Annotated in this window: 22 protein-coding genes; 7 read left to right on the top strand and 15 right to left on the bottom strand. The window is 66.0% G+C overall.

The window, feature by feature from the left end; translation table 11 throughout:
* On the top strand, positions 1 to 534 hold a 534-nt coding region (locus CK944_RS19080; protein WP_205049108.1), incomplete at its 5' end, for a GAF domain-containing protein.
* Here CK944_RS19080 and CK944_RS19075 read toward each other — a convergent pair.
* Positions 531 to 914 carry a hypothetical protein gene (locus tag CK944_RS19075; RefSeq protein WP_103174659.1) on the bottom strand — a complete coding sequence of 128 codons (384 nt, stop codon included), beginning with the start codon at positions 912 to 914 and terminating at the stop codon, positions 531 to 533. The genes CK944_RS19080 and CK944_RS19075 overlap by 4 nt on opposite strands.
* 66 nt (positions 915 to 980) lie before the next feature.
* Here CK944_RS19075 and CK944_RS19070 point away from each other — a divergent pair, with 66 nt between their 5' ends.
* A complete protein-coding gene (locus CK944_RS19070; protein WP_103174658.1) occupies positions 981 to 1,241 on the top strand; it encodes a hypothetical protein in 261 nt (86 codons plus the stop codon).
* Positions 1,242 to 1,281: 40 nt separating this feature from the next.
* Here CK944_RS19070 and CK944_RS19065 read toward each other — a convergent pair whose 3' ends face one another.
* From CK944_RS19065 to guaA, 6 genes are all read right to left on the bottom strand, one after another.
* The gene (locus tag CK944_RS19065) at positions 1,282 to 1,419 is read right to left on the bottom strand and encodes an entericidin EcnAB (RefSeq protein ID WP_103174657.1); all 138 of its coding nucleotides are present in this window, start codon (positions 1,417 to 1,419) and stop codon (positions 1,282 to 1,284) included.
* 63 nt (positions 1,420 to 1,482) lie between these two features.
* Complete coding sequence (gene rbsD, locus CK944_RS19060; protein WP_103174656.1) at positions 1,483 to 1,866, bottom strand: D-ribose pyranase; 384 nt, start codon at positions 1,864 to 1,866, stop codon at positions 1,483 to 1,485.
* A gap of 3 nt (positions 1,867 to 1,869) precedes the next feature.
* Positions 1,870 to 3,060, bottom strand: a complete 1,191-nt coding sequence (locus CK944_RS19055) for a membrane dipeptidase (RefSeq protein ID WP_103174655.1) — start codon at positions 3,058 to 3,060, stop codon at positions 1,870 to 1,872.
* A gap of 58 nt (positions 3,061 to 3,118) precedes the next feature.
* Positions 3,119 to 4,936 (bottom strand): M3 family oligoendopeptidase, encoded by a 1,818-nt coding sequence (locus CK944_RS19050; RefSeq protein ID WP_103174654.1) that lies wholly within the window; start codon positions 4,934 to 4,936, stop codon positions 3,119 to 3,121.
* A gap of 66 nt (positions 4,937 to 5,002) precedes the next feature.
* Positions 5,003 to 5,809 (bottom strand): GNAT family N-acetyltransferase, encoded by an 807-nt coding sequence (locus CK944_RS19045; RefSeq protein WP_103174653.1) that lies wholly within the window; start codon positions 5,807 to 5,809, stop codon positions 5,003 to 5,005.
* 27 nt (positions 5,810 to 5,836) lie between these two features.
* A complete protein-coding gene (gene guaA / locus CK944_RS19040; RefSeq protein WP_103174652.1) occupies positions 5,837 to 7,396 on the bottom strand; it encodes a glutamine-hydrolyzing GMP synthase in 1,560 nt (519 codons plus the stop codon).
* Positions 7,397 to 7,497: 101 nt separating this feature from the next.
* Between guaA and CK944_RS19035 the strand changes: the two genes are divergently transcribed.
* Positions 7,498 to 8,025, top strand: coding sequence for a CAP domain-containing protein (locus tag CK944_RS19035; RefSeq protein WP_158248071.1), 528 nt, complete (start codon positions 7,498 to 7,500; stop codon positions 8,023 to 8,025).
* A gap of 31 nt (positions 8,026 to 8,056) precedes the next feature.
* On the opposite strand, the gene CK944_RS19030 is transcribed toward CK944_RS19035, so the two are convergent.
* From CK944_RS19030 to proS, 7 genes are all read right to left on the bottom strand, one after another.
* A complete protein-coding gene (locus tag CK944_RS19030; RefSeq protein ID WP_103174650.1) occupies positions 8,057 to 9,388 on the bottom strand; it encodes a branched-chain amino acid ABC transporter permease in 1,332 nt (443 codons plus the stop codon).
* Between the two features lie 13 nt (positions 9,389 to 9,401).
* Positions 9,402 to 10,409 carry a branched-chain amino acid ABC transporter permease gene (locus CK944_RS19025; RefSeq protein ID WP_103174649.1) on the bottom strand — a complete coding sequence of 336 codons (1,008 nt, stop codon included), beginning with the start codon at positions 10,407 to 10,409 and terminating at the stop codon, positions 9,402 to 9,404.
* 3 nt (positions 10,410 to 10,412) lie between these two features.
* Positions 10,413 to 11,246 (bottom strand): ABC transporter ATP-binding protein, encoded by an 834-nt coding sequence (locus CK944_RS19020; protein ID WP_103174648.1) that lies wholly within the window; start codon positions 11,244 to 11,246, stop codon positions 10,413 to 10,415.
* Positions 11,243 to 12,025, bottom strand: coding sequence for an ABC transporter ATP-binding protein (locus CK944_RS19015; protein ID WP_103174647.1), 783 nt, complete (start codon positions 12,023 to 12,025; stop codon positions 11,243 to 11,245). The genes CK944_RS19020 and CK944_RS19015 overlap by 4 nt, the downstream gene beginning before the upstream one ends.
* A gap of 112 nt (positions 12,026 to 12,137) precedes the next feature.
* The gene (locus CK944_RS19010) at positions 12,138 to 13,322 is read right to left on the bottom strand and encodes an ABC transporter substrate-binding protein (RefSeq protein WP_103174646.1); all 1,185 of its coding nucleotides are present in this window, start codon (positions 13,320 to 13,322) and stop codon (positions 12,138 to 12,140) included.
* Between the two features lie 113 nt (positions 13,323 to 13,435).
* Positions 13,436 to 13,927 carry a DUF2937 family protein gene (locus CK944_RS19005; RefSeq protein ID WP_103174645.1) on the bottom strand — a complete coding sequence of 164 codons (492 nt, stop codon included), beginning with the start codon at positions 13,925 to 13,927 and terminating at the stop codon, positions 13,436 to 13,438.
* Positions 13,924 to 15,285 carry a proline--tRNA ligase gene (gene proS / locus CK944_RS19000; RefSeq protein WP_103174644.1) on the bottom strand — a complete coding sequence of 454 codons (1,362 nt, stop codon included), beginning with the start codon at positions 15,283 to 15,285 and terminating at the stop codon, positions 13,924 to 13,926. The genes CK944_RS19005 and proS overlap by 4 nt, the downstream gene beginning before the upstream one ends.
* A gap of 130 nt (positions 15,286 to 15,415) precedes the next feature.
* On the opposite strand from proS, the gene CK944_RS18995 reads away from it, so the two are divergent.
* Genes CK944_RS18995 through CK944_RS18980 form a run of 4 tightly spaced genes read left to right on the top strand, consistent with a single transcriptional unit; the run spans position 15,416 to position 21,101 of the window.
* Complete coding sequence (locus CK944_RS18995) at positions 15,416 to 16,630, top strand: AI-2E family transporter (RefSeq protein ID WP_103174643.1); 1,215 nt, start codon at positions 15,416 to 15,418, stop codon at positions 16,628 to 16,630.
* Positions 16,627 to 17,328, top strand: coding sequence for a chromosomal replication initiator DnaA (locus CK944_RS18990; RefSeq protein WP_239986157.1), 702 nt, complete (start codon positions 16,627 to 16,629; stop codon positions 17,326 to 17,328). The genes CK944_RS18995 and CK944_RS18990 overlap by 4 nt, the downstream gene beginning before the upstream one ends.
* Before the next feature lie 24 nt (positions 17,329 to 17,352).
* Positions 17,353 to 19,518 (top strand): RNA degradosome polyphosphate kinase, encoded by a 2,166-nt coding sequence (locus tag CK944_RS18985; RefSeq protein WP_103174642.1) that lies wholly within the window; start codon positions 17,353 to 17,355, stop codon positions 19,516 to 19,518.
* Between the two features lie 56 nt (positions 19,519 to 19,574).
* The gene (locus tag CK944_RS18980) at positions 19,575 to 21,101 is read left to right on the top strand and encodes a Ppx/GppA family phosphatase (RefSeq protein ID WP_103174661.1); all 1,527 of its coding nucleotides are present in this window, start codon (positions 19,575 to 19,577) and stop codon (positions 21,099 to 21,101) included.
* Positions 21,102 to 21,176: 75 nt separating this feature from the next.
* Here CK944_RS18980 and CK944_RS18975 read toward each other — a convergent pair whose 3' ends face one another.
* Entirely contained in the window at positions 21,177 to 22,052 is an 876-nt protein-coding gene (locus tag CK944_RS18975) for a hypothetical protein (RefSeq protein ID WP_158248070.1), read from the bottom strand.
* Positions 22,053 to 22,127 lie beyond the last annotated feature (75 nt).

The following is a 22,127-nucleotide window of genomic DNA, read 5'->3' as shown; positions in this document are numbered from 1 at the left end:
AAGAGTTGTTCAGGCCGGACTAACGAGGATGCCATGCCCAGCCGTTCGCCCGCCTTGTCCGCCGTTGCCGAAAACACCGCCGATCACGCGGCGATCCAGCAATCGCTGGACACGGCTCGCGAAACGCTGGGGATGGAGGTTGCCTATCTGTCGGAATTCATGGACAGCCGCGCGGTCTTTCGCGCCGTCAGCGCCCCCGGTCTGGAAGCGATGATCCAACCCAGCCAGAGCATGGATCTGCGAGAGGTTTACTGCAAGCACATCATCGACGGCAACCTGCCCCGCCTGATGCCCGACACCAGCCGCCACAAGATCGCGACCGACCTGCCGATCACCCAGATGATCCCCATCGGCAGCCACCTGTCCGTGCCGGTCCACCGGCCCGACGGCAGCATCTTCGGCATGTTCTGCTTTCTCAGCCGCCAGCCGCGCCCCGACCTGACCGAGGATGCCCTGCAACTGGTCGAAACCCATTCGGCCCTGGTCGCCAGCCGCCTGGACAGCTTGGGGGAAACGGCGCCCATGCCCGCCTAGTCGAAGAAGGGCACGATGATGCGGCAATAACTGCCCACCGCCATCGACAGGGGGATCGACCCGTCCTGCGGCCCGCTGCCGAATTGCGACAGGCCCGCACCGGGGGCAGCCTTGGATGCGTCCAGCGTGAAGACGATCCCGTCCCCCGCCCGGCGCGGCTTGGGGGACGCCCGCCACAGCCTGGTGTTCCCCGGCAGACCCATCGCCCGCTGCGCGAAATCGCCCGCCGCGCACCAGTAATCGGTATCCCCGCGCTTGACGTCGTGGATCACGGTGATCTCGGACGGGGCGGTCTGCACCGCCGTCATGCCGTTCTGCGCCGTGAAGGCTGCGGCTGGCAGGGGCAGCAGCAGCAATGGGGCAAGGAATGTCAGTCGCATCGCATCCTCATTATCTGGAACCGCCGCAACCGCCGGTTCGTTTCACCGGAACCTGTTCATCGGAGCATGATCATGCATCTTCGACTGTTCCTGATCCATATCTGGGTCGCCTCGATCGGCGGGGCGGTCGTGATCGCGGGGCTGGCGATGGGCTATGTCACCGTGGCCACCTTCATCTGGGGCGCGGTGATCGGCGTGGCCCTGGGCATCCCGGCCGCGCTGCTGAATTGGGTCTATCTGCGGCCCAACCGATCAAGGGAAATCGGCTGGACCTGGCCGATCGCCGACAGGATCCGGGCGGCGGCACGGCAGCATCCCGGCCGGTAAGGACGATGAAGGCGGCCCCGCAAGGCCGCCTTCAATCGGGTCACATCGCCTCGGCGCTTTCCTGCTGGATCACCTGTCCCGCAGTCGAGACATCGCGGCCCAGCCCCTGCGCGGTCTGGCAGCCGGCCAGGGTCAGCATCGCAAGAATGGCGCCAAGGCCGATAAAGGTCTTCTGCATTCGTTACACTCCTTTGCCATGATCTGCGACCGAACGCGGTTTTGCAGGACAGGTTCCGCAGCGTCAGAATGCCACCCCGGACCACAGCGCGACATTGGCATAGGGCGTGAATTCCCCGGTGCGCACGATGGCGCGGGCGTCGCGGGTCAGGGCCTTGAACGCGTCATGGGCCACGGTCCGGCCCTGGCCCAAGGCGCGCGCCCGCAGTTCGGCATCCAGATCCGCCGAGGCCTCGCTGGCCCAGGCGGATCGTTCCACCACCAGTTCCGCCACAACGGCGTCCAGCACGTCGAAGAACCGCGGCACGCCGCGCGTCACGGCCAGGTCGATGCAGCGCACGCCGGGCGGGACCGGCAGCCCCGCATCGCCGATCACCAGCAGGTCGCCATGGCCCATCGCGGCGATCAGCCCGGACAGTTCGGAATGCAACAAGGTGGTGCGTTTCATGGCTCAGCCCTCGGGCAAGGTTTCGGACAGATATCGGATCATGTTGCCGCCCATGACCTTGGCGATCTGCGCCTCGGTCAGGCCCTCGTCCATCAGCGCCTGCGTCAGGACCGCAAGGTTGGCCGCATCGAAGGGCACGCCCACGGACCCGTCATAATCCGACCCCAGCGAGACGTGATTCTCGCCCACAAGGCGGATGGCGGCGACGATGCTTTCCGCGACATGGGCGGGGGTTCCGCCGCAGACGACATCGGCCCAGAAGCCGATGCCGATCACGCCACCCTTGGCCGCGATCTGCCGGACCAGGTCGTCGTCCAGGTTCCGCGCGCTGCCGCAATGGCCGCGGATGCCGGTATGGGACAGGATGGGGCGCGCATCGGGGATCGCCAGCACGTCCTGCACCATCAGGGGCGAGGCATGGGCCAGGTCGATCACCATGCCCCGTTCGATCATCCCATCCACGACCTGCCGTCCGAAATCCGACAGACCCGCGCCGCTGCCGCCTTCGCCATGCAGGCTGCCGCCCAGTTCGTTGTCGAAGAAATGCGTCAGGCCCATCAGCCGGAAGCCCGCGTCATGCAGCACGTCGAGGTTGGCAATGTCGCCTTCCAGCGGATGCCCGCCCTCGGATCCCAGGATCGCCCCCAGGACCGATTGCCCGCCCGCGCGTGCCTCCAGGACGGCCTGCAGGTCCGCGCGCGACCGGATCAGGCGCAGCCGGTCGGGCACTTCCTGGGCTGCGCGAGCAAGCGCCTCGGCCTGCACCAGGGCGCGTTCGCGTAGGGAAAACCACGACCTGACCGGGCGCAACTGGCCCATGAACAACGGCGTGATGTTGTCGGCGGCGTCCGCGCTGTTCTGGTCATAGTTCTGGCCGCGCGGGCTTTTCGTCACCGTGGTAAAGACCTGAACCGCGACATTGCCTTCAAGCAGGCGCGGCACGTCGGTATGGCCCCGGTCGGCGCGCTCCAGGATGTCGCGGTCCCACAGCAGCGCGTCGGAATGCCAGTCGCCGATCACCAGGCGGTCATGCAGGGCCTGTGCCTCGGGGCTGACGGGCCAACCGCCATCGGGCATCCGCAGCGGGTTCAGCGCCCGTTCGACATAGCCGGGCGCCAGGATGAAGAAGGCAGCGCCCGCCAAGACGATAAGCACCGCCACCGCTGCAAGTATCCGTCTCAGCATCGCCACCATCTTCTGTGCAAAAATATCCGCGGGGGGATCCGCGCAGCGGATGGGGGCGGCAGCCCCCTTATGCCTCCAAGGCCTCAAGCTCGTCGATGAAGCCTTCGATCATCGAAAGGCCCTTGTCCCAGAACTTCGGGTCGGACGCGTCCAGCCCGAAGGGCGCCAGCAGATCCTTGTGGTGCTTCGATCCCCCTGCCGCCAGCAGGTCGAAATACTTGCCCTGGAAATCCGGCAACCCGCCTTCATAGGCCGCATAAAGCGCATTCACCAAGCCGTCGCCGAAAGCATAGGCATAGACATAGAAGGGCGAATGCACGAAATGCGGCACATAGGTCCAGAAGGTCTCGTATCCCGGCATGAATTCGAAGACCGGGCCAAGGCTTTCATGCTGGACCGACATCCACAGCGCGTTGATGTCGTCGGGGGTCAGCTCGCCCTCGGCCCGCGCCGCGTGCAGCTTGCATTCGAAGTCATAGAAGGCGATCTGGCGGACGACCGTGTTGATCATGTCCTCGACCTTGCCGGCCAGCAGGGCCTTCTTCTGGACGGGATCGGTGGTTTTCGCCAGCAGGGCGCGGAAGGTCAGCATCTCGCCAAAGACCGACGCGGTTTCTGCCAGGGTCAGCGGGGTCGATGCCAGCAATTCGCCCTGACCTGCGGCCAGCCGCTGATGGACGCCGTGGCCCAGTTCATGCGCCAGCGTCATCACGTCGCGCGGCTTGCCCAGATAGTTCAGCAGGACATAGGGATGCACGGTCGTCACGGTCGGATGGGCGAAGGCACCGGGCGCCTTGCCAGGCGTCACGGCGGCGTCGATCCAGCCCTTGTCAAAGAAGGGCTGCGCCAGTTCCGCCAGCCGGGGCGAAAAGCCCGCATAGGCATCCAGAACCATCGCCCGCGCCTCGTCCCAGCCGATCACCTTGTCCGATGCCGTGGGAAGCGGCGCATTGCGGTCCCAGACCTGCAGCTTGTCCAGCCCCAGCCACTTGGCCTTCAGCGCGTAATAGCGGTGCGACAGGCGCGGATAGGCGGCGGTGACGGCGTTTCGCAACGCCTCGACCACCTCGGGCTCGACGTGGTTCGACAGGTGGCGGCCATATTGCGGCGTGGGCATCTTGCGCCACTTGTCCTCGATGGCCTTTTCCTTGGCCAGGGTGTTGTGGATGCGGGCGAACAGCTTGACATGTCTGCCGAAGACCTCGGCCAGGGCATGGGCCGCGGCCTTGCGCCGTGGGCGGTCGTGGTCGGTCAGCAGGTTCAGCGTGGCTTCAAGGCCCAGGGTCTCGCCCTCGACATCGAATTCCAGCGCGGCGGTGGTTTCATCGAACAGCCGGTTCCAGGCGGCGGCGCCCACGACCGAATTGTCGTGCAGGAACTGTTCCAGTTCGTCCGACAACTGGTGGGGCCGCATGGCGCGCATCCGGTCGAAGACGGGTTTGTAGCGCGCAGGCCCGTCCGCGGCGGCAAAGACCGCCTGATAGGTTTCGTCGGGGATGCGGTTGAATTCCAGGCTGAAGAAGACCAGCGGCGTGGTGATGTCGGTGATCCGCCCCTGCAGGTCGCCCATCATCTTGGCGCGCGCGGCATCCGTGGTGTTCTGGTAATAGCGCAGCCCGGCATAGGACATGATCCGGCCCGCGGTGATGTCGATCTTCTGATAGGCCTCGATGCAGGCCAGCATCTCCGAGGGCGACAGGCTGGCCAGCTTGCCCTGATAGCGGGCGGCGAATTCCCTGGCCTCGGTTTCCAGGGTGGCGATGTCGGCGGTCAGTTCGACCGCATCCGGGGCGGGATAAAGATCGCTCAGATCCCATGCGGGAAGGGTGCCAAGATCGCTGCCCGTGACCTGTTCGCGGGCGTCGAAGGTCGGTTGTCCAGCCATGGGAATTCCTTTCCTGATCGTCCCAGATGTAACCCGCCTTGACCGGGACGCAAGGCTGCGCGGGCCTTACAGCGTCTCAAAAGCCGGTGCGTGACGCAGAACGCTGCCCTTGGGCAGGTCGCCGATCATCTGCATCGCCAGCCCCGCATAGGGCGAGCGAAGATCGGCGGGCTTGAAGCCAAGTTGCCCGTAATAGCCTGGCGCGCCCACGACCACCACGGCGGCCGTGTCCGCCCAGGCCACCGCCTGCTGCACCAGGGCCATGCCAAGGCCCAGACGCTGGGCCTTGGGCGCGACGGAAAGGGGTGCCAGGGCATAGGCCGGCGCCTCGGCGCCCAGCGGCGACAAGGCGACGTGACCCAACAGGGTGCCCGCCGCATCGGCCACCAGCGATAGGGACAGATCGCCGTCCTGGCGCAGCTTGCGCACCAGGCGCGCCTCGTCGTCGCCCCCGAAGGCGGCAATCAGAAGGGCATCGATGGCGTCCAGATCCTGGCGGGTTTCGCGGCGGATGACAGGGAACACTTCGCGGCGCTGGAAGTCGCGCCCGATCCCGGAACTTTCGCGCCCCCATGCGCTGTCTGCGGTCCGCGCGCCATGCGCCGCAAAGGCATCGGCGTCGATGAACAGTTCGGACAGGTGCCAGATCAGCGGATCCTCGTCCTGCCACAGGTCGAAGCGCAGGCAGCCCGGTTCCTCGCGGCTCAGCCGAAGGTGTTCGGGCAGCAGCGACAGCGCGGTCATCATCTGGCCCGCGTCCTGGCAGACCAGCTGGCCGGTCAGGCCCAGCATCGGCCTGGGCAGCGGAACGGGCGTGCCCTTGGCCTCGTGGTGGTGGCGGGGCGAATGATGATGGCCGCAGGCGCAGGTCATGATGGTCCTTTCAGGGGATCAGAAGGGTCATTCCCACTCGATCGTGCCCGGCGGCTTCGAGGTGATGTCATAGGTGCAGCGGTTGATGCCCTTGACCTCGTTGATGATCCGCGTCGCGGTTTCGCCCAGGAAATCGTGGGTGAAGGGATAATAATCCGCCGTCATCCCGTCCACGGATGTGACAGCCCGCAGTGCGCAGGCATAGTCATAGGTCCGCCCGTCGCCCATCACGCCCACGGTGCGCACCGGCAGGATCGCCACGAAGGCCTGCCAGATCTCGTCGTAAAGGCCGTGCCTGCGGATCTGGTCGATGAAGACGGCATCGGCCTTGCGCAGGATGTCCAGCTTTTCGCGCGTGATCTCTCCGGGGCAGCGGATAGCAAGGCCGGGGCCAGGGAAGGGATGGCGGCCGATGAACTTGTCGGGCAGGCCAAGCTCTCGGCCCAGGGCGCGGACCTCGTCCTTGAACAGCTCGCGCAGGGGCTCGACCAGCTTCAGGCCCATCTTTTCCGGCAGGCCGCCGACATTATGGTGCGACTTGATCGTGACCGAAGGACCGCCGCTGAAGCTGACGGATTCGATCACGTCGGGATACAGCGTGCCCTGGGCCAGGAACTCGGCCCCCTCGATGGCGGATGCGTAGCGCTGGAACACGTCGATGAACAGCCGCCCGATCGTCTTGCGCTTGACCTCGGGGTCGGAAACCCCTTCCAGCGCGCCCAGGAACAGTTCGGATTCGTCGGCGTGGATCAGCGGGATGTTGTAGTGGTCGCGGAACATGGTCACGACTTCCTCGGCCTCGTTCAGGCGCAGAAGGCCGTGGTCCACGAAGACGCAGGTCAGCTGGTCGCCGATCGCCTCGTGGATCAGGACGGCGGCGACGGAACTGTCCACGCCGCCGGACAGTCCGCAGATGACCTTCTTGTCGCCGACCTGTTCGCGGATCTTGCGGATCGCCTCGTCCCGGTAACCCGCCATGGTCCAGTCGCCGGTAAAGCCCGCCAGCCGGACGAAGTTTTCCAGCATGATGCGGCCGCGCGGGGTGTGATGCACCTCGGGGTGGAACTGCACGCCATAGAAGCGACGGGCTTCGTCCGCGATCATCGCGAAGGGCGCATTGGGCGAGACGCCGATCACCTCGAAGCCGGGCGCAAGCGCGGTCACGCGGTCGCCATGGCTCATCCACACCTCCTCGCGTCCCGCATCGAACAGGCCCGCGAAGATGCCGTCGCCCTTGTGACCGGGGGCCGGGGCGATGAAGGCGCGGCCGTATTCGGCATGGTGCCCGCCTTCGACCGCGCCGCCCAGCTGCTCCATCATCACCTGCTGGCCATAGCAGATGCCGAAGATCGGCACGCCCAGGTCGAAGACCGCCTGCGGGGCGCGGGGGCTGCCCGCGCGGGTCACGCTGTCCGGTCCGCCCGACAGGATCACCGCCTGCGGGTTCAGCCCGCGCAGGATGTCGTCCGTCAGCAGGTTATAGGGGTGGATTTCGCAAAAGACGTTCAGTTCGCGCAGACGGCGCGCGATCAACTGCGTCACCTGGGATCCGAAGTCGATGATCAGAAGGCGTTGGTGCTGGGTCATGGATGCGCTTTAAGCGCGCCCATGCCGTCGTGCAAGGGATTCGGCTGCCGGAACTGCCCCCAGCAGGCCCGCGTTCCGCCGGACCATCGAAAGAGGTTTTCATGTCCACCTTCCGCGCCCTTGCCGCACCGCTTGCCTTGTCGCTGCTGTCCGCCTGCGGGCAGGGACCGGGCATGGCGCTGCCGTGGCGGCAGGCGGAACCCCCGGCCGAGGAGTCCCTGGCCGCATCCTGCACCGGCGATCCGGCCATCGCCGCCGCCCTGGACGGCGCCGTCAACGCCGCGCGCCAGGCCGAGGGCAAGACGCTGCTGGACCGCGCGCCTTTGCTGGCGCAGATCGCGCAAAGCCACGCCTGCGACATGGCCGCGCTTGGCCGCGTCGATGTGGAAGGCTCGAACGGGTCCAGCGTCGTGGACCGGGCGCGGGCGGTGGGATACCCGGTCTGCGGGGTGGTGCAGCTTGTCAGCCGGGGCGGCAGCCCGGCGGATGCCCTTGCCGCCTGGCTGTCCCAGGATGCGCAGCGGACCGAGCTTCTGGGCCAGACCAGCCGGCAACTGGGCAGCGGCCATGCCGTCGGGGCGGACGGGCGGACCTATTACAGCGTGGTCCTGGGCGACAACTGCCGCTGACCAAAGGCGGGGGGCATTGCGCCCCCGGTTCCTATTTCTCGGGCACCAGCCCGCGCGGGGCAAAGCGCAGCACCAGCAGCAGGACCAGGCCCATGGCGATGAAGCGCATGTGGGCGGCGCTGTTCAGCAGATGGGACTTGATGTCGCCATCGGGCAGGGGGCCGACCAGGGCGCCGATCAGGTTCGGGCCCCAGACCTCGGCCTTGATCCACAGGAACCAGATCAGCACCGCGCCCAGCACCGCGCCCCAGTTGTTGCCCGATCCGCCGACCACGACCATCACCCAGATCAGGAAAGTATAGCGCAGCGGGTTATAGCTGTTGGGCGCCATCAGCCCGTCCAGCGTGATCATCATCGCCCCCGCGATGCCGATCACCGCCGAACCCAGGATGAAGATCTGCAGGTGGCGCGCGGTGACGTCCTTGCCCATCGCCTCGGCCGCGGTCTCGTTGTCGCGGATCGCGCGCATCATCCGGCCCCAGGGCGATTTCAGCGCCAGTTCGGCCAGCAGGATGACCGTTAGCAGCACCACCAGGAACAGCGACATGTAGCACAGCTTGACCCAGATGCCCGAAGCCTCTGCCACGCCGAAGCCCCAGCTTGCGGCGAATTCGGCAAAGGCCGGGTTCTGCTGCAGGTCGGTTTCGTAAGGCACGGGCCGGGGGATGGCCGCGACGTTCTTGACGCCGCGCGCCAGCCAATCCTCGTTGCGCAGGACCGCCACGATGATCTCGCCGATGCCCAGGGTCGCGATGGCCAGGTAATCCGACCGCAGCCCAAGCGCGACCTTGCCCACCGCCCAGGCGGCAGCCGCCGCGAAGGCCCCGCCCACCAGCCAGGACAGCAGGATCGGCAGGCCGAGGCCGCCGATATTGCCGGTCCGTGCGCTGTCATTCGCCTCGATCGCGGTGACGGCGGGGTCGAACAGCCAGCGATAGGCGACAAAGCCCGCGACCAGGACAAGGACCATGATCCAGCCGCGCCGGGTGCGGGTATAGGCGATCTTCGCCAGGGCCAGCGTGCCCAGGCCCACCAGCAGCGCCAGGATCAGGCGCGGTCCGCCCGCGGCCCAGGCGCCTTCGACCGGGGGCAGCGAGACCAGCACCGGGGCCAGGCCGCCAAGCGCCAGGAAGCCCACGACGCCGGCGTTGAACAGCCCGGCATAGCCCCATTGCATGTTCACGCCCAAAGCCGTGATCGCCGAGATCAGGCCCATGTTCAGGATCGCCAGCGAGGTGTTCCACGACCCCGAGAACATGCCGTTCCTGACCGTACCTTCCAGCACGAACAGGATGGCAAGGATCGCGAACAGGATGGGCGCGCGCCAGGGGCTGGCTTGGGCGGCTTGACGGTTGGATGACATGACTGGATCTCCCCTACACCGACTTGCCGCGGAACAGCCCGGTCGGGCGGAACAGCAGGACCACGATCAGGATGACGAAGCTGACGGCGAACTTGTATTCGGTGCCCAGAAGCTGAAGCAATCCGGCCGGTTCCCAACCGGGGGCCAGATAGCCCGCGACCTTGACCCAAGGATAGGTGACGGCGACTTCCGAGAAGGCGACCAGGAAGCCGCCCGCGATGGCGCCAAGCGGGCTGCCCAGGCCGCCGACGATGGCAGCGGCGAAGATCGGCAGCAGAAGCTGGAAATAATTGAAGGGGCGGAACGACTTGTCCAGCCCATACAGCACCCCGGCGATGGTGATCAGCGCAGCGGCAATGATCCAGGTCATGCGCACGACGCGTTCGGGGTCGATGCCCGACAGCAGCGCCAGATCCTCGTTGTCGGAATAGGCGCGCATGGCCTTGCCCTTCTTGGTCCGGTTCAGGAACCAGAACAGCGCGGCGCAGACGATCGCCGTCACCACCAGCGTCAGCACCTGCGTGGACCGCAGGGCCAGACCCTCGGCCAGGCCGGTCCATTCGCGGAAGTCGCGCACGTTGATGATGAAGCGCGCGCCGTCGTCGAACCGCTGGTCGTCCACGCCGATGATAAGCCGCGTCAGGCCGTTCATGATGAACATCACGCCGACCGAGGCCATGACGAAGATGATCGGCGCCGCCTTCTGCGCGCGATAAAAGCGATAGACCACGCGGTCCGTGCCCAGCACCAGCAGCGCGGTGGCGGCGATCCCCACCGGCAGGGCCAGAAGCGCGGTCGGCAGCGGCCCGAGCGAGACGCCAAGCGATTGCAGGCCCCAGGTCGTCAGGATGGTGATGGCGGTGCCGAAGGCCATGGTGTCGCCATGGGCGAAGTTCGAGAACCGCAGGATGCCATAGATCAGCGTCACCCCAAGCGCGCCAAGCGCAAGCTGCGCGCCATAGGCGGCGGCGGGGATGAAGACGAAGTTCAGAAAGGCCACAAGGGCGTTGAGGATATCCAAGGCTCAGCCCCCCAGGAAGGTGCGGCGCACCTCGTCGTTCTGCATCAACTCGTGGCCGGTGCCGGTATGGGCATTCGCGCCCTGGACCAGCACATAGGCCTTGTCGGCGATCATCATCGCCTGCTTGGCGTTCTGTTCGACCATCAGCACCGGCAACCCGCCGCGCGCGATGGCGATGATGCGGTCGAACAATTCGTCCATGACGATGGGGCTGACACCCGCAGTGGGTTCGTCCAGCATCAGGACGGAGGGCTGCGTCATCAGCGCGCGGCCCACGGCCACCTGCTGGCGCTGCCCGCCCGAGAGTTCGCCCGCGGCCTGGCGTCGCTTGGCGGCGACGGCCGGGAACAGCTCATAGACCTGCTCCATCGTGCGGCGGATGTCGTCCTTGCGGATGAAGGCGCCCATTTCCAGGTTCTCCTCGACCGTCATGGACGGGAAGATGTTGTTGACCTGCGGCACGAAGCCCATGCCCGCCTTGACCCGGTCCTGGGGGTTCAGCGCGGTGATGTCGCGCCCGTTCAGCCGGACGCTGCCCTTGCGCAGGTTCAGCATCCCGAAGATCGCCTTCATGGCAGTGGACTTGCCCGCGCCGTTCGGGCCGACGATCACGGCGATCTGGCCCTGTTCCACGGAAATCGTGCAATCGTGCAGGATGTCGGCGCCCTTGCCGTATCCGCCGGTCATGCCTTCGCCGATCAGGAAGGGATCGCCGGCATGGCCCGGCCCGACCGGGCCCGAAGGGCGGGTGCCATCGATGGTGCCCCGGCCGTGCAGGTTCACGATCGAAGAGTCGCGGTTGCCGCGATTGCCGAAGGCTGCGTCCAGATCGCTCATGCGCCCACCATGTCCTTGTTCTTGAGGCCCGTGCCCAGATAGGCCTCGATCACGGCCTCGTTCTGCATGATGTCGGAGGCGCTTCCCTTGGCCAGCACCTTGCCTTCGGCCATGACGATCACCGGGTCGCACAGCTTGCCGATGAAATCCATGTCGTGTTCGATCACGCAGAAGGTATAGCCGCGTTCCCTGTTCAGCCGGATGATCGCGTCGGCGATGGTCATCAGCAGCGTCCGGTTCACGCCCGCGCCGACCTCGTCCAGGAAGACCACCTTGGCATCCACCATCATGGTGCGGCCCAGTTCCAGAAGCTTCTTCTGCCCGCCCGACAGGTTGCCGGCCTTTTCATGGGTCAGGTGGCGGATGGTCAGAAAGTCCAGAACCTCGTCGGCCTTCTTACGCAGGGCGGCTTCCTCGCGCTCGATCCGGCCGCGCTGGAACCAGGTCTTCCAGATCGTCTCGCCCGATTGCGCGCCCGGCACCATCATCAGGTTCTCGCGCACGGTCATGGAACTGAACTCATGCGCAAGCTGGAAGGTGCGCAGCAGGCCCTTGTGGAACAAGGCGTGCGGCGGCAGGCCGGTGATATCCTCGCCATCCATGAAGACGCGGCCCGATGTCGGCGGCAGCACGCCCGCGATCACGTTGAACAGCGTGGACTTGCCCGCGCCGTTCGGTCCGATCAGCCCGGTGATGGACCCCGTCTCGATGGTCAGGCTGGCGCCATCGACGGCGCGGAAGCCCCCGAAATGCCGGTGTAGGTCTTCGACCCTGATCATTCGTTTACCCCGTCTTCACGCCATTGGTGAAGTGTGACCGCATTCTGCGGCTCTTGTCATGAAAAATGGCCCGGCAACCGCGTGGCTGCCGGGCCGGAGCATTCCTGATGCCTCAGCGATAGCCGATAACGGCCAATTCGCCGTTCTCGATGGCGATCTCGCGATAGACGCCGGCGGTTTCGCCCGCGCCCACCATCTCGATGGAGGAGGCGCCGACATAGTCGATGTCGCCGCCGCCGTTCAGGATCTCGATGCCCTTGGCCAGTTCGCCCGGCAGGATCTTCTCGCCCGGCTCGTTGGCGACATCCATGACGTTGTTCTTCCAGACATTGGGATCGCTGGACTTGGCGGCGGCCATGGACAGCAGCATCAGCGCGGCGGCGTCATAAGCCTCGGCCGAATAGGCGCTGGTGCCGTCGAAGCCTGCGGCCTTGGCCATTTCCAGGAACTTCTCGCGGCCCTCGCCCTCGGCCGCGGGGTTCTGGCCGAAGCTGCCGTCGATTTCCGACCCGAAGTTGTCAACCAGGGCCTGACCGACCATGCCGTCGGGGAAGACGAAGGTGTCGAAGGCGCCGGTATCCAGCGCCGCGCGCACCACGCCCGAACCGCCCTGGTCCACATAGCCCGCGACGACAAGCGCATCGCCGCCCGCCGCGGCAAGCGCCGCGACCTCGGCCGAATAGTCGGCCTTGCCGTCGTCATGGGCGCTGTTCACCGTCACGGTGCCGCCCTTTTCCTGGAAGGCCGCCGCGAAGGCATCCGCCAGGCCCTTGCCATAGTCGTTGTTGGTATAGGTGACGGCGGCGTTCTGGATGCCCTTCTCGATCATGATCTCGGCCATCACTTCGCCCTGGCGGGCGTCGGACGGCGAGGTGCGGAAGAACAACCCGTTATCCTCGATCGTGGACAGCGCGGGCGAGGTCGCCGACGGCGAGATCATCACCACGCCATTCGGCACGGCCACGTTCTGCAGCGATGCGATCGCCTCGCCCGAGCACATGCCGCCGACGATCCCCTTGACCCCTTCGGCGGTGATCAGGCGTTCAACGGTCGCGGTGGCTGCGGCGGCGTCGATGCAGGTCGAATCGCCCTGCACGGGCACAACGGTCGATCCGTCCAGAAGCAGGCCGGAATCGGTGACCTCTTTCATGGCCAGTTCGGCCCCCGCCGCCATGCCCGGCGCCATGGATTCCAGCGGTCCGGTAAAGCCCAGCGACATGCCAAGCTTGATTTCTTCGGCAGAGGCCGCACCGGCCAGAAGGGCACCGGCAGCGGTGGCCAGAAGAAGTTTTTTCATTGATTGTCTCCCAGTTGGAACAATGTCCTGCGCCGCACGTTAGAAGCGCCCTGTTCAAAAGAAAAGCAGGATATTATCAACAATCCTTGCCTTTTCAGGCTGGTGACGCATGGTCAACGCCAACCCAGCCGATCCTGGGGGCGCCGGAAGACGCGCCCGGCGAGACCCGCCAGCAGCCAGCCCAGGACCAGACCGATCCCCGCAGCCCACAGGCCCGCAACCGTCACGGGAACGGCGGGGCGGAAATCGCCCCAGGTGGCGGCCAGGGTTTCCCCGTCGCGGATCCGGTGGGGCAGCAGCATCCGTTCCAGCGGCCCCGCAAGGCGCAGCAGTTCCAGATCCTGCCGCGCGCGATCCAGGCGGGCGAAGACATCGCGCATGTTCGACTGGTGGGCGTCGCGAAAGGCGCTGCCTGACAGATCCGCAAGCGCCCGTTCCCGCGTCAGGCCCGCGCCCTGGGCGCTTGCGTCGAATTCGGCGGCGACACGGGAAAGGGCATCGACCTGACCGCCAAGCCGCTGGACATATTGGTCCGAAAAGGCCGGAAACTGCGACAGGACGATGGCGACGCAGACCGCCACCGCCAGCCGCAGGATGCCGATCACCGGTCCTGCACCTTCAGGCCCAGCACGGGGGCATAGACCTGTTCCAGCCGGGCGATTGCGTCCTTGGGCGACATTTCCTCGGTCGCGCCGGTGCGGCGGTTGGTCAGTTCCACCTTGTTCGCGGCCAGGCCACGCGGCCCCACCGTGATCCGCCAGGGCAGGCCGATCAGGTCCATGGTGGCGAACTTGGCCCCCGCCCGGTCGTCCCGGTCGTCATAAAGCGGATCCAGACCCCGCGCCTGCAATTCGGCATAGATCGCGTCGCAGGCGGCGTCGGTGGAATTGTCGCCCTGTTTCAGGTTGACGATGCCGACATGGAAGGGGGTCACGCCCTCGGGCCAGATGATGCCCTTGTCGTCGTGGTTGGCCTCGATGATGGCGCCCAGCAGGCGGGACACGCCGATGCCGTGGCTGCCCATTTCCACCGGCACGCGCTGCCCGTCGGGGCCGACCACGGTGGCGCCCATGGCCTCGGAATACTTGGTGCCGAAATAGAAGATCTGGCCGACCTCGATCCCGCGCGCGGTTCGCCTGCGTTCCTCGGGGACCTGGGCGAAGATCGCCTCGTCATGCGTCTCGTCGGTGCGGGCGTAACGGCTGGTGAACTCCTCCAGCACGGCCTGGCACTGTTCGACGCTGTCATAGTCGATCTGCCGGTCGCCGAAGGTCAGGTCGGTGATCTGGCTGTCATAGAAGACCTCGGATTCCCCGGTTTCCGCCAGCACCAGGAATTCATGGGTGTAATCCCCGCCGATCGGCCCCCCGTCCGCGCGCATCGGGATCGCCTGCAACCCCATCCGTTCATAGGTCCGCAGATAGCTGACCAGGTGCCGGTTATAGGCGTGCAGCGCGGCTTCCCGCGTCAGGTCGAAGTTGTAGCCGTCCTTCATCAGGAACTCGCGCCCGCGCATCACGCCGAAGCGGGGGCGGATCTCGTCGCGGAACTTCCACTGGACGTGATACAGCGTCAGCGGAAGGTCCTTGTAGCTGTTCACATGGGACCGGAAGATGTCGGTGATCATCTCCTCGTTCGTGGGACCATACAGCAGGTCGCGCTTGTGGCGGTCCTTGATGCGCAGCATCTCCTCGCCGTAATCGTCGTAGCGGCCGCTTTCGCGCCACAGGTCGGCGGGCTGCAGCGTCGGCATCAGCAGGGGGATATGGCCCGCGCGGCTCTGCTCCTCGTGCACGATCTGCTCGATCCGGCGCAGGACCTTGAAGCCCAGCGGCAGCCAGGAATAGATGCCTGCCGCCTGCTGCTTGATCATCCCGGCGCGCAGCATCAGCCGGTGGCTGACGATCTGCGCCTCTTTCGGGTCTTCCTTCAGCACCGGCAGGAAATAGCGCGACAAACGCATGGGCAGGATCCTTTGAGCGTATACGGCGCAAAGCCCTAGCGGATCGGTCCTGCCTTGCCAAGAACCGCCCGCTTGCAACTGCCGCGCGTCGCGGTCACATTCCACGCGACACTCGCATCAGGACACGGCCATGCGCATACCGATACACAAGCAGCTGATGTGGTGGGGCGTTGCGGCGGTGGCGCTGTTGCTGGCGATGTGGCTGCTGGGCCAGGCGATCCTGCCCTTCATCCTGGGCGCGGGCGTGGCCTATCTGCTGGACCCGGTGGCCGACCGGCTGGAACGCGCGGGCCTGTCGCGGGTGATGTCGGTGGTGGTCATCACCGTCGGCGCCGTTCTGGCCTTCGCGGCGGTCGTCCTGCTGATCGTGCCGGTCATGCTGCGCCAGGCGACGTCGCTGATCGAGACCGCGCCCGCCATGATCGAACAGGGACGCCTGTTCCTGTCCGCCCGCTTTCCCGAACTTCTGCCCGCGGACGGCAGCATCGGCACCGCGCTGACCGACCTGGGCGCGGCCATGGGCGAACAGATGGGCACGGTGGCGTCGCGGCTCTTGTCGTCGGTCGGGGGCATCATCAGCGCCATCGCGATCTTGGTGATCGTGCCGGTCGTGGCCTTCTATCTGCTGCTGGACTGGGATCACCTGGTGGACCGGGTGGACACGCTGCTGCCGCGCGAACATGCCCCCACGCTGCGCCGCATCGCGCGGGAAATCGACGAGGCGCTGTCCGGCTTCGTCCGGGGGCAGGGGCTGGTCATGCTGATCCTGGGCACATGGTACGCCTTCGGGCTGATGATCGTGGGCCTGCCCTTCGGCTTCTTCATCGGCATCATGGCGGCGCTTCTGTCCTTCATCCCCTATGTCGGCGTGCTGATCGGCGGGGCCACCGCCATCGGGGTCGCGCTGTTCAGCTTTTGGGGGGATCCCCTGTGGATCGGGCTTGTGATCGCGATCTTCGCCATCGGCCAGGTGGTCGAGGGCAATTACCTGCAGCCCAAGATCGTCGGCCACCATGTCGGGCTGCACCCCGTCTGGCTGCTGCTGGCCTTGTCGGTCTTCGGCGCGCTGTTCGGATTTGTCGGCATGGTCATGGCGGTGCCGCTGGCCGCAGCCTTGGGGGTGATCGGGCGGTTCCTGACGCAGCGGTATCAGGACAGCGCGCTGTTCACCGGTCAGGCGCTGCCCCCCGATCCGGGCCAGCCCATGCTGGTCGAGATCGTGCCCCAGGGCACCGTCGCCAACACCATCCGCGAGGCGCGCATCCGCGCCGACCAGAACCGCGCCCAAGGCCAGATCGAGATGATGCGCGAGGAAATCGCCCGCAGGCATTCAGAAGCGGAATGATGTCCGCAGCGTCCCGGCAATTGACACTGGACCTGACGACTCCGCCCGCCCATTCGCGCGCGGATTTCCTGCCCGCGCCGGCGAACAGCAACGCGCTTGCCGTTCTTGACGCGCCCCAGGACTGGCCGCAGGGGCGGATGCTTCTGATCGGCCCGGAAGGGGCGGGCAAATCGCATCTTGCGGCCTTCTGGGCGGCCGAGAACGGCGCCCGCCGCATGAAGGCCGCCGCCCTGCGGCCCGATGCGGCAGACGGGCTTGCCACCGAAGGGGGCGCCCTGGTGATCGAGGATGCGGACCGCGCCGGCCGGGCGGCGGGGGCGGAACAGGCGCTGTTCCACCTGTGGAACCTGTGCGCGCCGCGCGATTGCCTGCTGCTGCTGACGGCGCGCACGCCGCCGCGCGACTGGGGCCTTGTCCTGCCCGACCTGCGAAGCCGCATGGACGCGATGCCGCAGGTGCGCCTGATGCCCCCCGACGAATCCCTGCTGGCCGCCGTGCTGGTCAAGCTGTTCGCGGATCGCCAGCAGGCCGTTCCCGCCGACCTGATCGACTGGCTGGTCCTGCACATGCCGCGCGACCTCGGCCTTGCCCGCCGGCTTGTCGCCGCGATGGACCGCGCCGCCATGGCCGACAAGCGGCCGATCACGCGGCGCATTGCAGCCGAGTTGCTGAACGGTCTATCCGCAGAGGATATGTGACTCTCCGCCCCCAAGGTCAGGACCATGACACAAGCAGATTTCCTTCGGACGCCCTTTCCCGCACCCCAGGACCTGCCTGACGGGGTGCCCCAGAACGGGTCGCGCTTCTTCAACCGCGAAGTCAGCTGGCTGTCCTTCAACTGGCGCGTCTTGGACGAGGCGCGAAACCCCCGCGTGCCGCTTCTGGAACGGCTGCGCTTCGTGTCGATCAGCGCGACCAACCTGGACGAATTCTATACCGTGCGCGTGGCGGGCCTGCGCGAACTGGTGCGCGAGGGCAATGCCACACCGTCCGACGACGGCATGACCCCGGCCGAGCAGCTTGCGGTCATCAACGCCGATGCCCGCCGCCTGATGGGCGCGCAGCAGGGCGTCTGGAACCGCATCCGCCGCGAGATGGAGGAGGCGGGCATCGTCATCCTGTCCCGGTCCCGCCTGACCCGCGCCGAGGAGGAGTTCCTGCACGATTACTTCGAGCGCAAGGTCTTTCCGGTCCTGTCGCCGCTGGCCATCGACCCGGCGCATCCGTTTCCCTTCATCCCCAATGCGGGCTTCTCGCTGGCGCTGGAACTGGCGCGGGAAACCGACGGGCGGCAGATGCAGGCGCTGCTGCCGATCCCTGCGCAGTTGAACCGCTTCATCCCCCTTCCGGGCGGGGAACGGTTCTTCAAGCTGGAGGATCTGCTGCTGATGCACCTGTCCAGCCTGTTCCCCGGCTATCGCGACACCGGCCATTGCGCCTTCCGCGTGCTGCGCGACAGCGACCTCGAGGTCGAGGAGGAAGCCGAGGATCTGGTCCGCGAGTTCGAGACCGCGCTGAAGCGCCGCCGCCGGGGCAGCGTGATCCGGCTGAAGATCACGCGCGGCGCGCCCGACCGCCTGCGCCGCCTGATCATGGACGAGCTTGAGGTCGGCCCCGACGAGGTGATCGAGGTCGAGGGGCTTCTGGGCGTGGCCGACCTGTCCGAACTGGTGCTGGATTCGCGCCGCGACCTGCTGTGGCCCGCCTTCACGCCGCGCGTTCCCGAACGGGTGCAGGACCATGACGGCGACATGTTCGCCGCCATCAAGCAAAAGGACATGCTGCTGCACCACCCCTATGAGACCTTCGACATGGTGGTGCGCTTCCTGGCCCAGGCGGCGCGGGATCCGAACGTGCTGGCGATCAAGCAGACGCTTTATCGCACCAGCCGCGACAGCCCCATCGTCGATGCCCTGTGCGAGGCCGCCGAATCCGGCAAGTCGGTCACGGCCCTGGTGGAACTGAAGGCCCGCTTCGACGAGGCCGCCAATATCCGCCAGTCGCGCAGGCTGGAACGGGCGGGCGCGCATGTCGTCTATGGCTTCATCAACTACAAGACCCATGCCAAGATCAGCACGGTCGTCCGGCGGGAAGGCGACAACCTGGTCACCTATACCCATTATGGGACCGGCAACTATCACCCGATCACGGCGCGGATCTATACCGACCTGTCGCTGTTCACCTGCGATCCGGCGCTGGGGCGGGACGCGACCAAGCTGTTCAACTATCTGTCGGGCTATGTGCAGCCTGCGGGGCTGGAAAACATCTCGGTCTCTCCGATCGACCTCAAGGACCGCCTGCTGTCCCTGATCTCGCGCGAGGCGGAACTGGCCCGGCAAGGCCGCCCGGCCGCGATCTGGGCCAAGATGAACTCGTTGATCGAAAGGGACGTGATCGACGCGCTTTATGCGGCAAGCGCCGCTGGCGTCAGGATCAGCCTGGTCGTGCGCGGCATCTGCGGCCTCAGGCCCGGCATCCGCGGCCTGTCGGACAACATCCGCGTCAAGTCGATCGTCGGCCGCTATCTGGAACATTCGCGCATCGTCTGCTTCGGCAACGGCTATGGCCTGCCGTCGAAGCGGGCGCGGGTCTTCATCAGCTCGGCCGACTGGATGGACCGCAACCTGAACCGCCGGGTCGAAACCCTGGTCGAATGCGTGAACGACACCGTCAAGGCGCAGATCGTCAGCCAGATCATGGCCGCCAACATGGCGGACGAGGCGCAAAGCTGGCTTTTGCAACCCGATGGGCGGTTCGTGCGCTATCTTCCCGAAGGGCGCGACGACCTGTTCAACTGTCACCGCTTCTTCATGGACCATCCCTCGCTGTCCGGGCGGGGCACGGCAGGTGCCGGGGACGTTCCGGCACTGACCCACTCGAATGATTGACGTGCCGGGAAGGGCAAGTCATTAACGGCGCGATGCGGGCCAAGCAGGAGACGCGGATGAACGGCGTGCGGACGACGACCGGCAAGAAGGTCGAGCCTTTCGGCAAGATGTTCGCGACCCTGCCCAAGCGGGCCTTGTCGCGCGTGGGCGTGGTCGATGTGGGGTCGAACTCGATCCGCATGGTGGTCTTCGACGGCGCGGCGCGGTCGCCCGCCTATTTCTACAACGAAAAGGTCATGGCGGGACTGGGCGCCAAGATGGCCCAGACCGGCCGGCTGAACCCCGACGGCGTCGAACGCGGCTTTGCCGCCATGCAACGCTTTGCCGCGCTTGCCAAGGGCATGGACATCGACCCGCTGACCTGCGTGGCCACCGCCGCCGTGCGCGAGGCCGCCGACGGTCCAGAATTCCAGGCCCGCGTCGAACGCGAGACCGGCATCAAGATGTATGTCATCGACGGCGAGGAGGAGGCCCGCCTTTCGGCGCAAGGCGTGCTGCTGGGCTGGCCCGACGCGCGCGGGCTGGTCTGCGACATCGGCGGCAACTCGATGGAACTGGCCGAGGTGGCGGACGGACAGGTTGGCAAGCGCGTGTCGTCGCAGCTTGGTCCCTTCCGCCTGCAACAGGTGCCCGGCGGCAAGGACGGGCTGCGCAAGCACATCAGGAAGACCGTGGCCGACCTGGCCCGGACGATGGGCACCCATCACGAACGCATCTATCTGGTCGGCGGCAGCTGGCGGGCCATTGCCCGGTTGGACATGGAACGCGTGGGCTATCCTATGACCGTCCTGCACGAATACCGCATGACGCCCCAGGCTGTGGCCGATACTGTCGCCTGGATTGCGGATAATGACCTGGCTGACCTCAAGGCGCGGACCGGGCTGTCATCGTCGCGGATCGAACTTGTGCCCTTGGCTGCCCAAGTGCTGGCGCAACTGACCGAAATCTTCGCGCCGGCAGAACTGGCCATATCCAGCTATGGCATCCGCGAAGGGCTGCTCTACGAACAGATGCCGGACAACCTGCGCAAGCGCGACCCCCTGATCGAGGCCGCGCGGTTCACCGAACGCCAGATGGCGCGGATGCCGGGATCGGGCAAGAAGCTGTATCACTTCCTGCAACCGCTGTTCCGCGACATTTCCCCGGAACGCGACCGCCTGATCCGCGCCGCCTGCCTGCTGCACGACACAAGCTGGCGCGCCCATCCCGATTACCGGGCCGAGGCCTGCTTCGACAATGTGACCCGAGCCAACATGGCCGCGCTGAGCCATCCCGAGCGGGTCTTCCTGGGCCTGGCCTTGCTGCACCGCTACAAGAACAGCCGTGCCGGTTCGCCCATGGCGCCGCTGTTCAAGCTGCTGTCGGACGCCGAGATCCGCGACGCCGAGATCCTGGGCAAGGCGATGCGCTTCGGGGCGATGCTGGCGCTTGACGATCCGGCTGATGCGGGCAAGCTGACCCTGACGGACTGGGAACTGCGCCTGCATCTGACCCCCACCGGCCGCAAGCTGATGGGCGAGGTGGCCGAGGCGCGCTTCCGGTCGCTGTGCAACGCCCTGGGGTTGGAAGGCACGATCGGCTAGGTTTTGCCTTGCCTCTCAGACCTTAGCCGGGCCTGTGGCCGGTTAACGCGATATCCGCACGCATCCCGCAGCCTATCAGCCGCGCTTCTGCTTCAGGGACTTCAGGCCCGCATAAGCTGGCTGTCCGACATGCACCACAAGGTATCTGGCCTTTTGCCGCAGCCATTGCACGGGTGTCACCTTCAGCCGGGCATCATATGCCGCCTTTGGGCGCAGATGCGGTTGCAATGCCAGAATTGGCGGAAGCACGCTTTCCAGACGATCCTGGAACGGCAGCTTCAGGGTTTTGGGCCAGTAGTGAAAGACAATGTCCCATGCGGAAAAGATCGTGGTTGTCCGTTCGGCAGCCATGCCGACCGCCAACTGTTCGCAGGTATGGACCCGGGTTTGCGTCCAGAGATGGTCGCAAAGGCGAAGACTTTCATAAAGGACGCCGATATCACTGTAGTGAAAGCCGGTAATGCCCGAATTCCACATCTTGCTGTGATTGTGCAGAACCGCCCTTGTGCCGTCGCTCCATGTGAACGGATGGTTGCGGATCCCGTCCCGTATCTTCCGCGTGATGCGGTCCGAGGCCAGCCGAAGATTTTTCTCTGCAACATGCAGGCAACTGCGCCCGGGGCCGATGCGGTCAAACAGCAGCATGGGCGAACGCTGAAAGCAGGTATCCGTATCGACGAATGCCAGCTTGCCCCTGTATCGTTCCAGCGCCTCGATGATGACCATCAGCTTGCGGCGGTGTTTGTAACTGCTCCCCTCAAGCCAGGCATCCAGCTTGTCCTCGTCGATCCGCAGCACGTTTACCCCCGCAAGGGCTGCGAAAGCTTCGGGATGGTCGGTATAGACCACATAGCGGATACGGCCGGTGCCGAAGGGTTCGAAATGGGCGGCTGTCAGCAGCGAAAAGACGGCTTCGTTGATATGCTGGCCCTTCCCATAGGCCAGGTACACCAAGGTTCCGGCATATCGAGGATCGGCTTCTTCAATGTTCAAGCCTGCCTCGATAGTCCGGCCTGAACAACTCTT

The organism is Paracoccus sp. SY (assembly GCF_002901215.1).
Lineage (GTDB): Bacteria > Pseudomonadota > Alphaproteobacteria > Rhodobacterales > Rhodobacteraceae > Paracoccus > Paracoccus acridae.
This window is presented reverse-complemented; position numbering and strand designations above follow the sequence as displayed.

What these genes read in the sequence shown, in the direction of transcription:
- CK944_RS19075 (WP_103174659.1), bottom strand. Translation starts at nt 914, where the DNA reads ATGCGACTGACATTCCTTGCCCCATTGCTGCTGCTGCCCCTGCCAGCC.
- CK944_RS19070 (WP_103174658.1), top strand. Translation starts at nt 981, where the DNA reads ATGATCATGCATCTTCGACTGTTCCTGATCCATATCTGGGTCGCCTCG.
- CK944_RS19065 (WP_103174657.1), bottom strand. Translation starts at nt 1,419, where the DNA reads ATGCAGAAGACCTTTATCGGCCTTGGCGCCATTCTTGCGATGCTGACC.
- rbsD (WP_103174656.1), bottom strand. Translation starts at nt 1,866, where the DNA reads ATGAAACGCACCACCTTGTTGCATTCCGAACTGTCCGGGCTGATCGCC.
- CK944_RS19055 (WP_103174655.1), bottom strand. Translation starts at nt 3,060, where the DNA reads ATGGTGGCGATGCTGAGACGGATACTTGCAGCGGTGGCGGTGCTTATC.
- CK944_RS19050 (WP_103174654.1), bottom strand. Translation starts at nt 4,936, where the DNA reads ATGGCTGGACAACCGACCTTCGACGCCCGCGAACAGGTCACGGGCAGC.
- CK944_RS19045 (WP_103174653.1), bottom strand. Translation starts at nt 5,809, where the DNA reads ATGACCTGCGCCTGCGGCCATCATCATTCGCCCCGCCACCACCACGAG.
- guaA (WP_103174652.1), bottom strand. Translation starts at nt 7,396, where the DNA reads ATGACCCAGCACCAACGCCTTCTGATCATCGACTTCGGATCCCAGGTG.
- CK944_RS19035 (WP_158248071.1), top strand. Translation starts at nt 7,498, where the DNA reads ATGTCCACCTTCCGCGCCCTTGCCGCACCGCTTGCCTTGTCGCTGCTG.
- CK944_RS19030 (WP_103174650.1), bottom strand. Translation starts at nt 9,388, where the DNA reads ATGTCATCCAACCGTCAAGCCGCCCAAGCCAGCCCCTGGCGCGCGCCC.
- CK944_RS19020 (WP_103174648.1), bottom strand. Translation starts at nt 11,246, where the DNA reads ATGAGCGATCTGGACGCAGCCTTCGGCAATCGCGGCAACCGCGACTCT.
- CK944_RS19015 (WP_103174647.1), bottom strand. Translation starts at nt 12,025, where the DNA reads ATGATCAGGGTCGAAGACCTACACCGGCATTTCGGGGGCTTCCGCGCC.
- CK944_RS19010 (WP_103174646.1), bottom strand. Translation starts at nt 13,322, where the DNA reads ATGAAAAAACTTCTTCTGGCCACCGCTGCCGGTGCCCTTCTGGCCGGT.
- proS (WP_103174644.1), bottom strand. Translation starts at nt 15,285, where the DNA reads ATGCGTTTGTCGCGCTATTTCCTGCCGGTGCTGAAGGAAGACCCGAAA.
- CK944_RS18995 (WP_103174643.1), top strand. Translation starts at nt 15,416, where the DNA reads ATGCGCATACCGATACACAAGCAGCTGATGTGGTGGGGCGTTGCGGCG.
- CK944_RS18990 (WP_239986157.1), top strand. Translation starts at nt 16,627, where the DNA reads ATGATGTCCGCAGCGTCCCGGCAATTGACACTGGACCTGACGACTCCG.
- CK944_RS18985 (WP_103174642.1), top strand. Translation starts at nt 17,353, where the DNA reads ATGACACAAGCAGATTTCCTTCGGACGCCCTTTCCCGCACCCCAGGAC.
- CK944_RS18980 (WP_103174661.1), top strand. Translation starts at nt 19,575, where the DNA reads ATGAACGGCGTGCGGACGACGACCGGCAAGAAGGTCGAGCCTTTCGGC.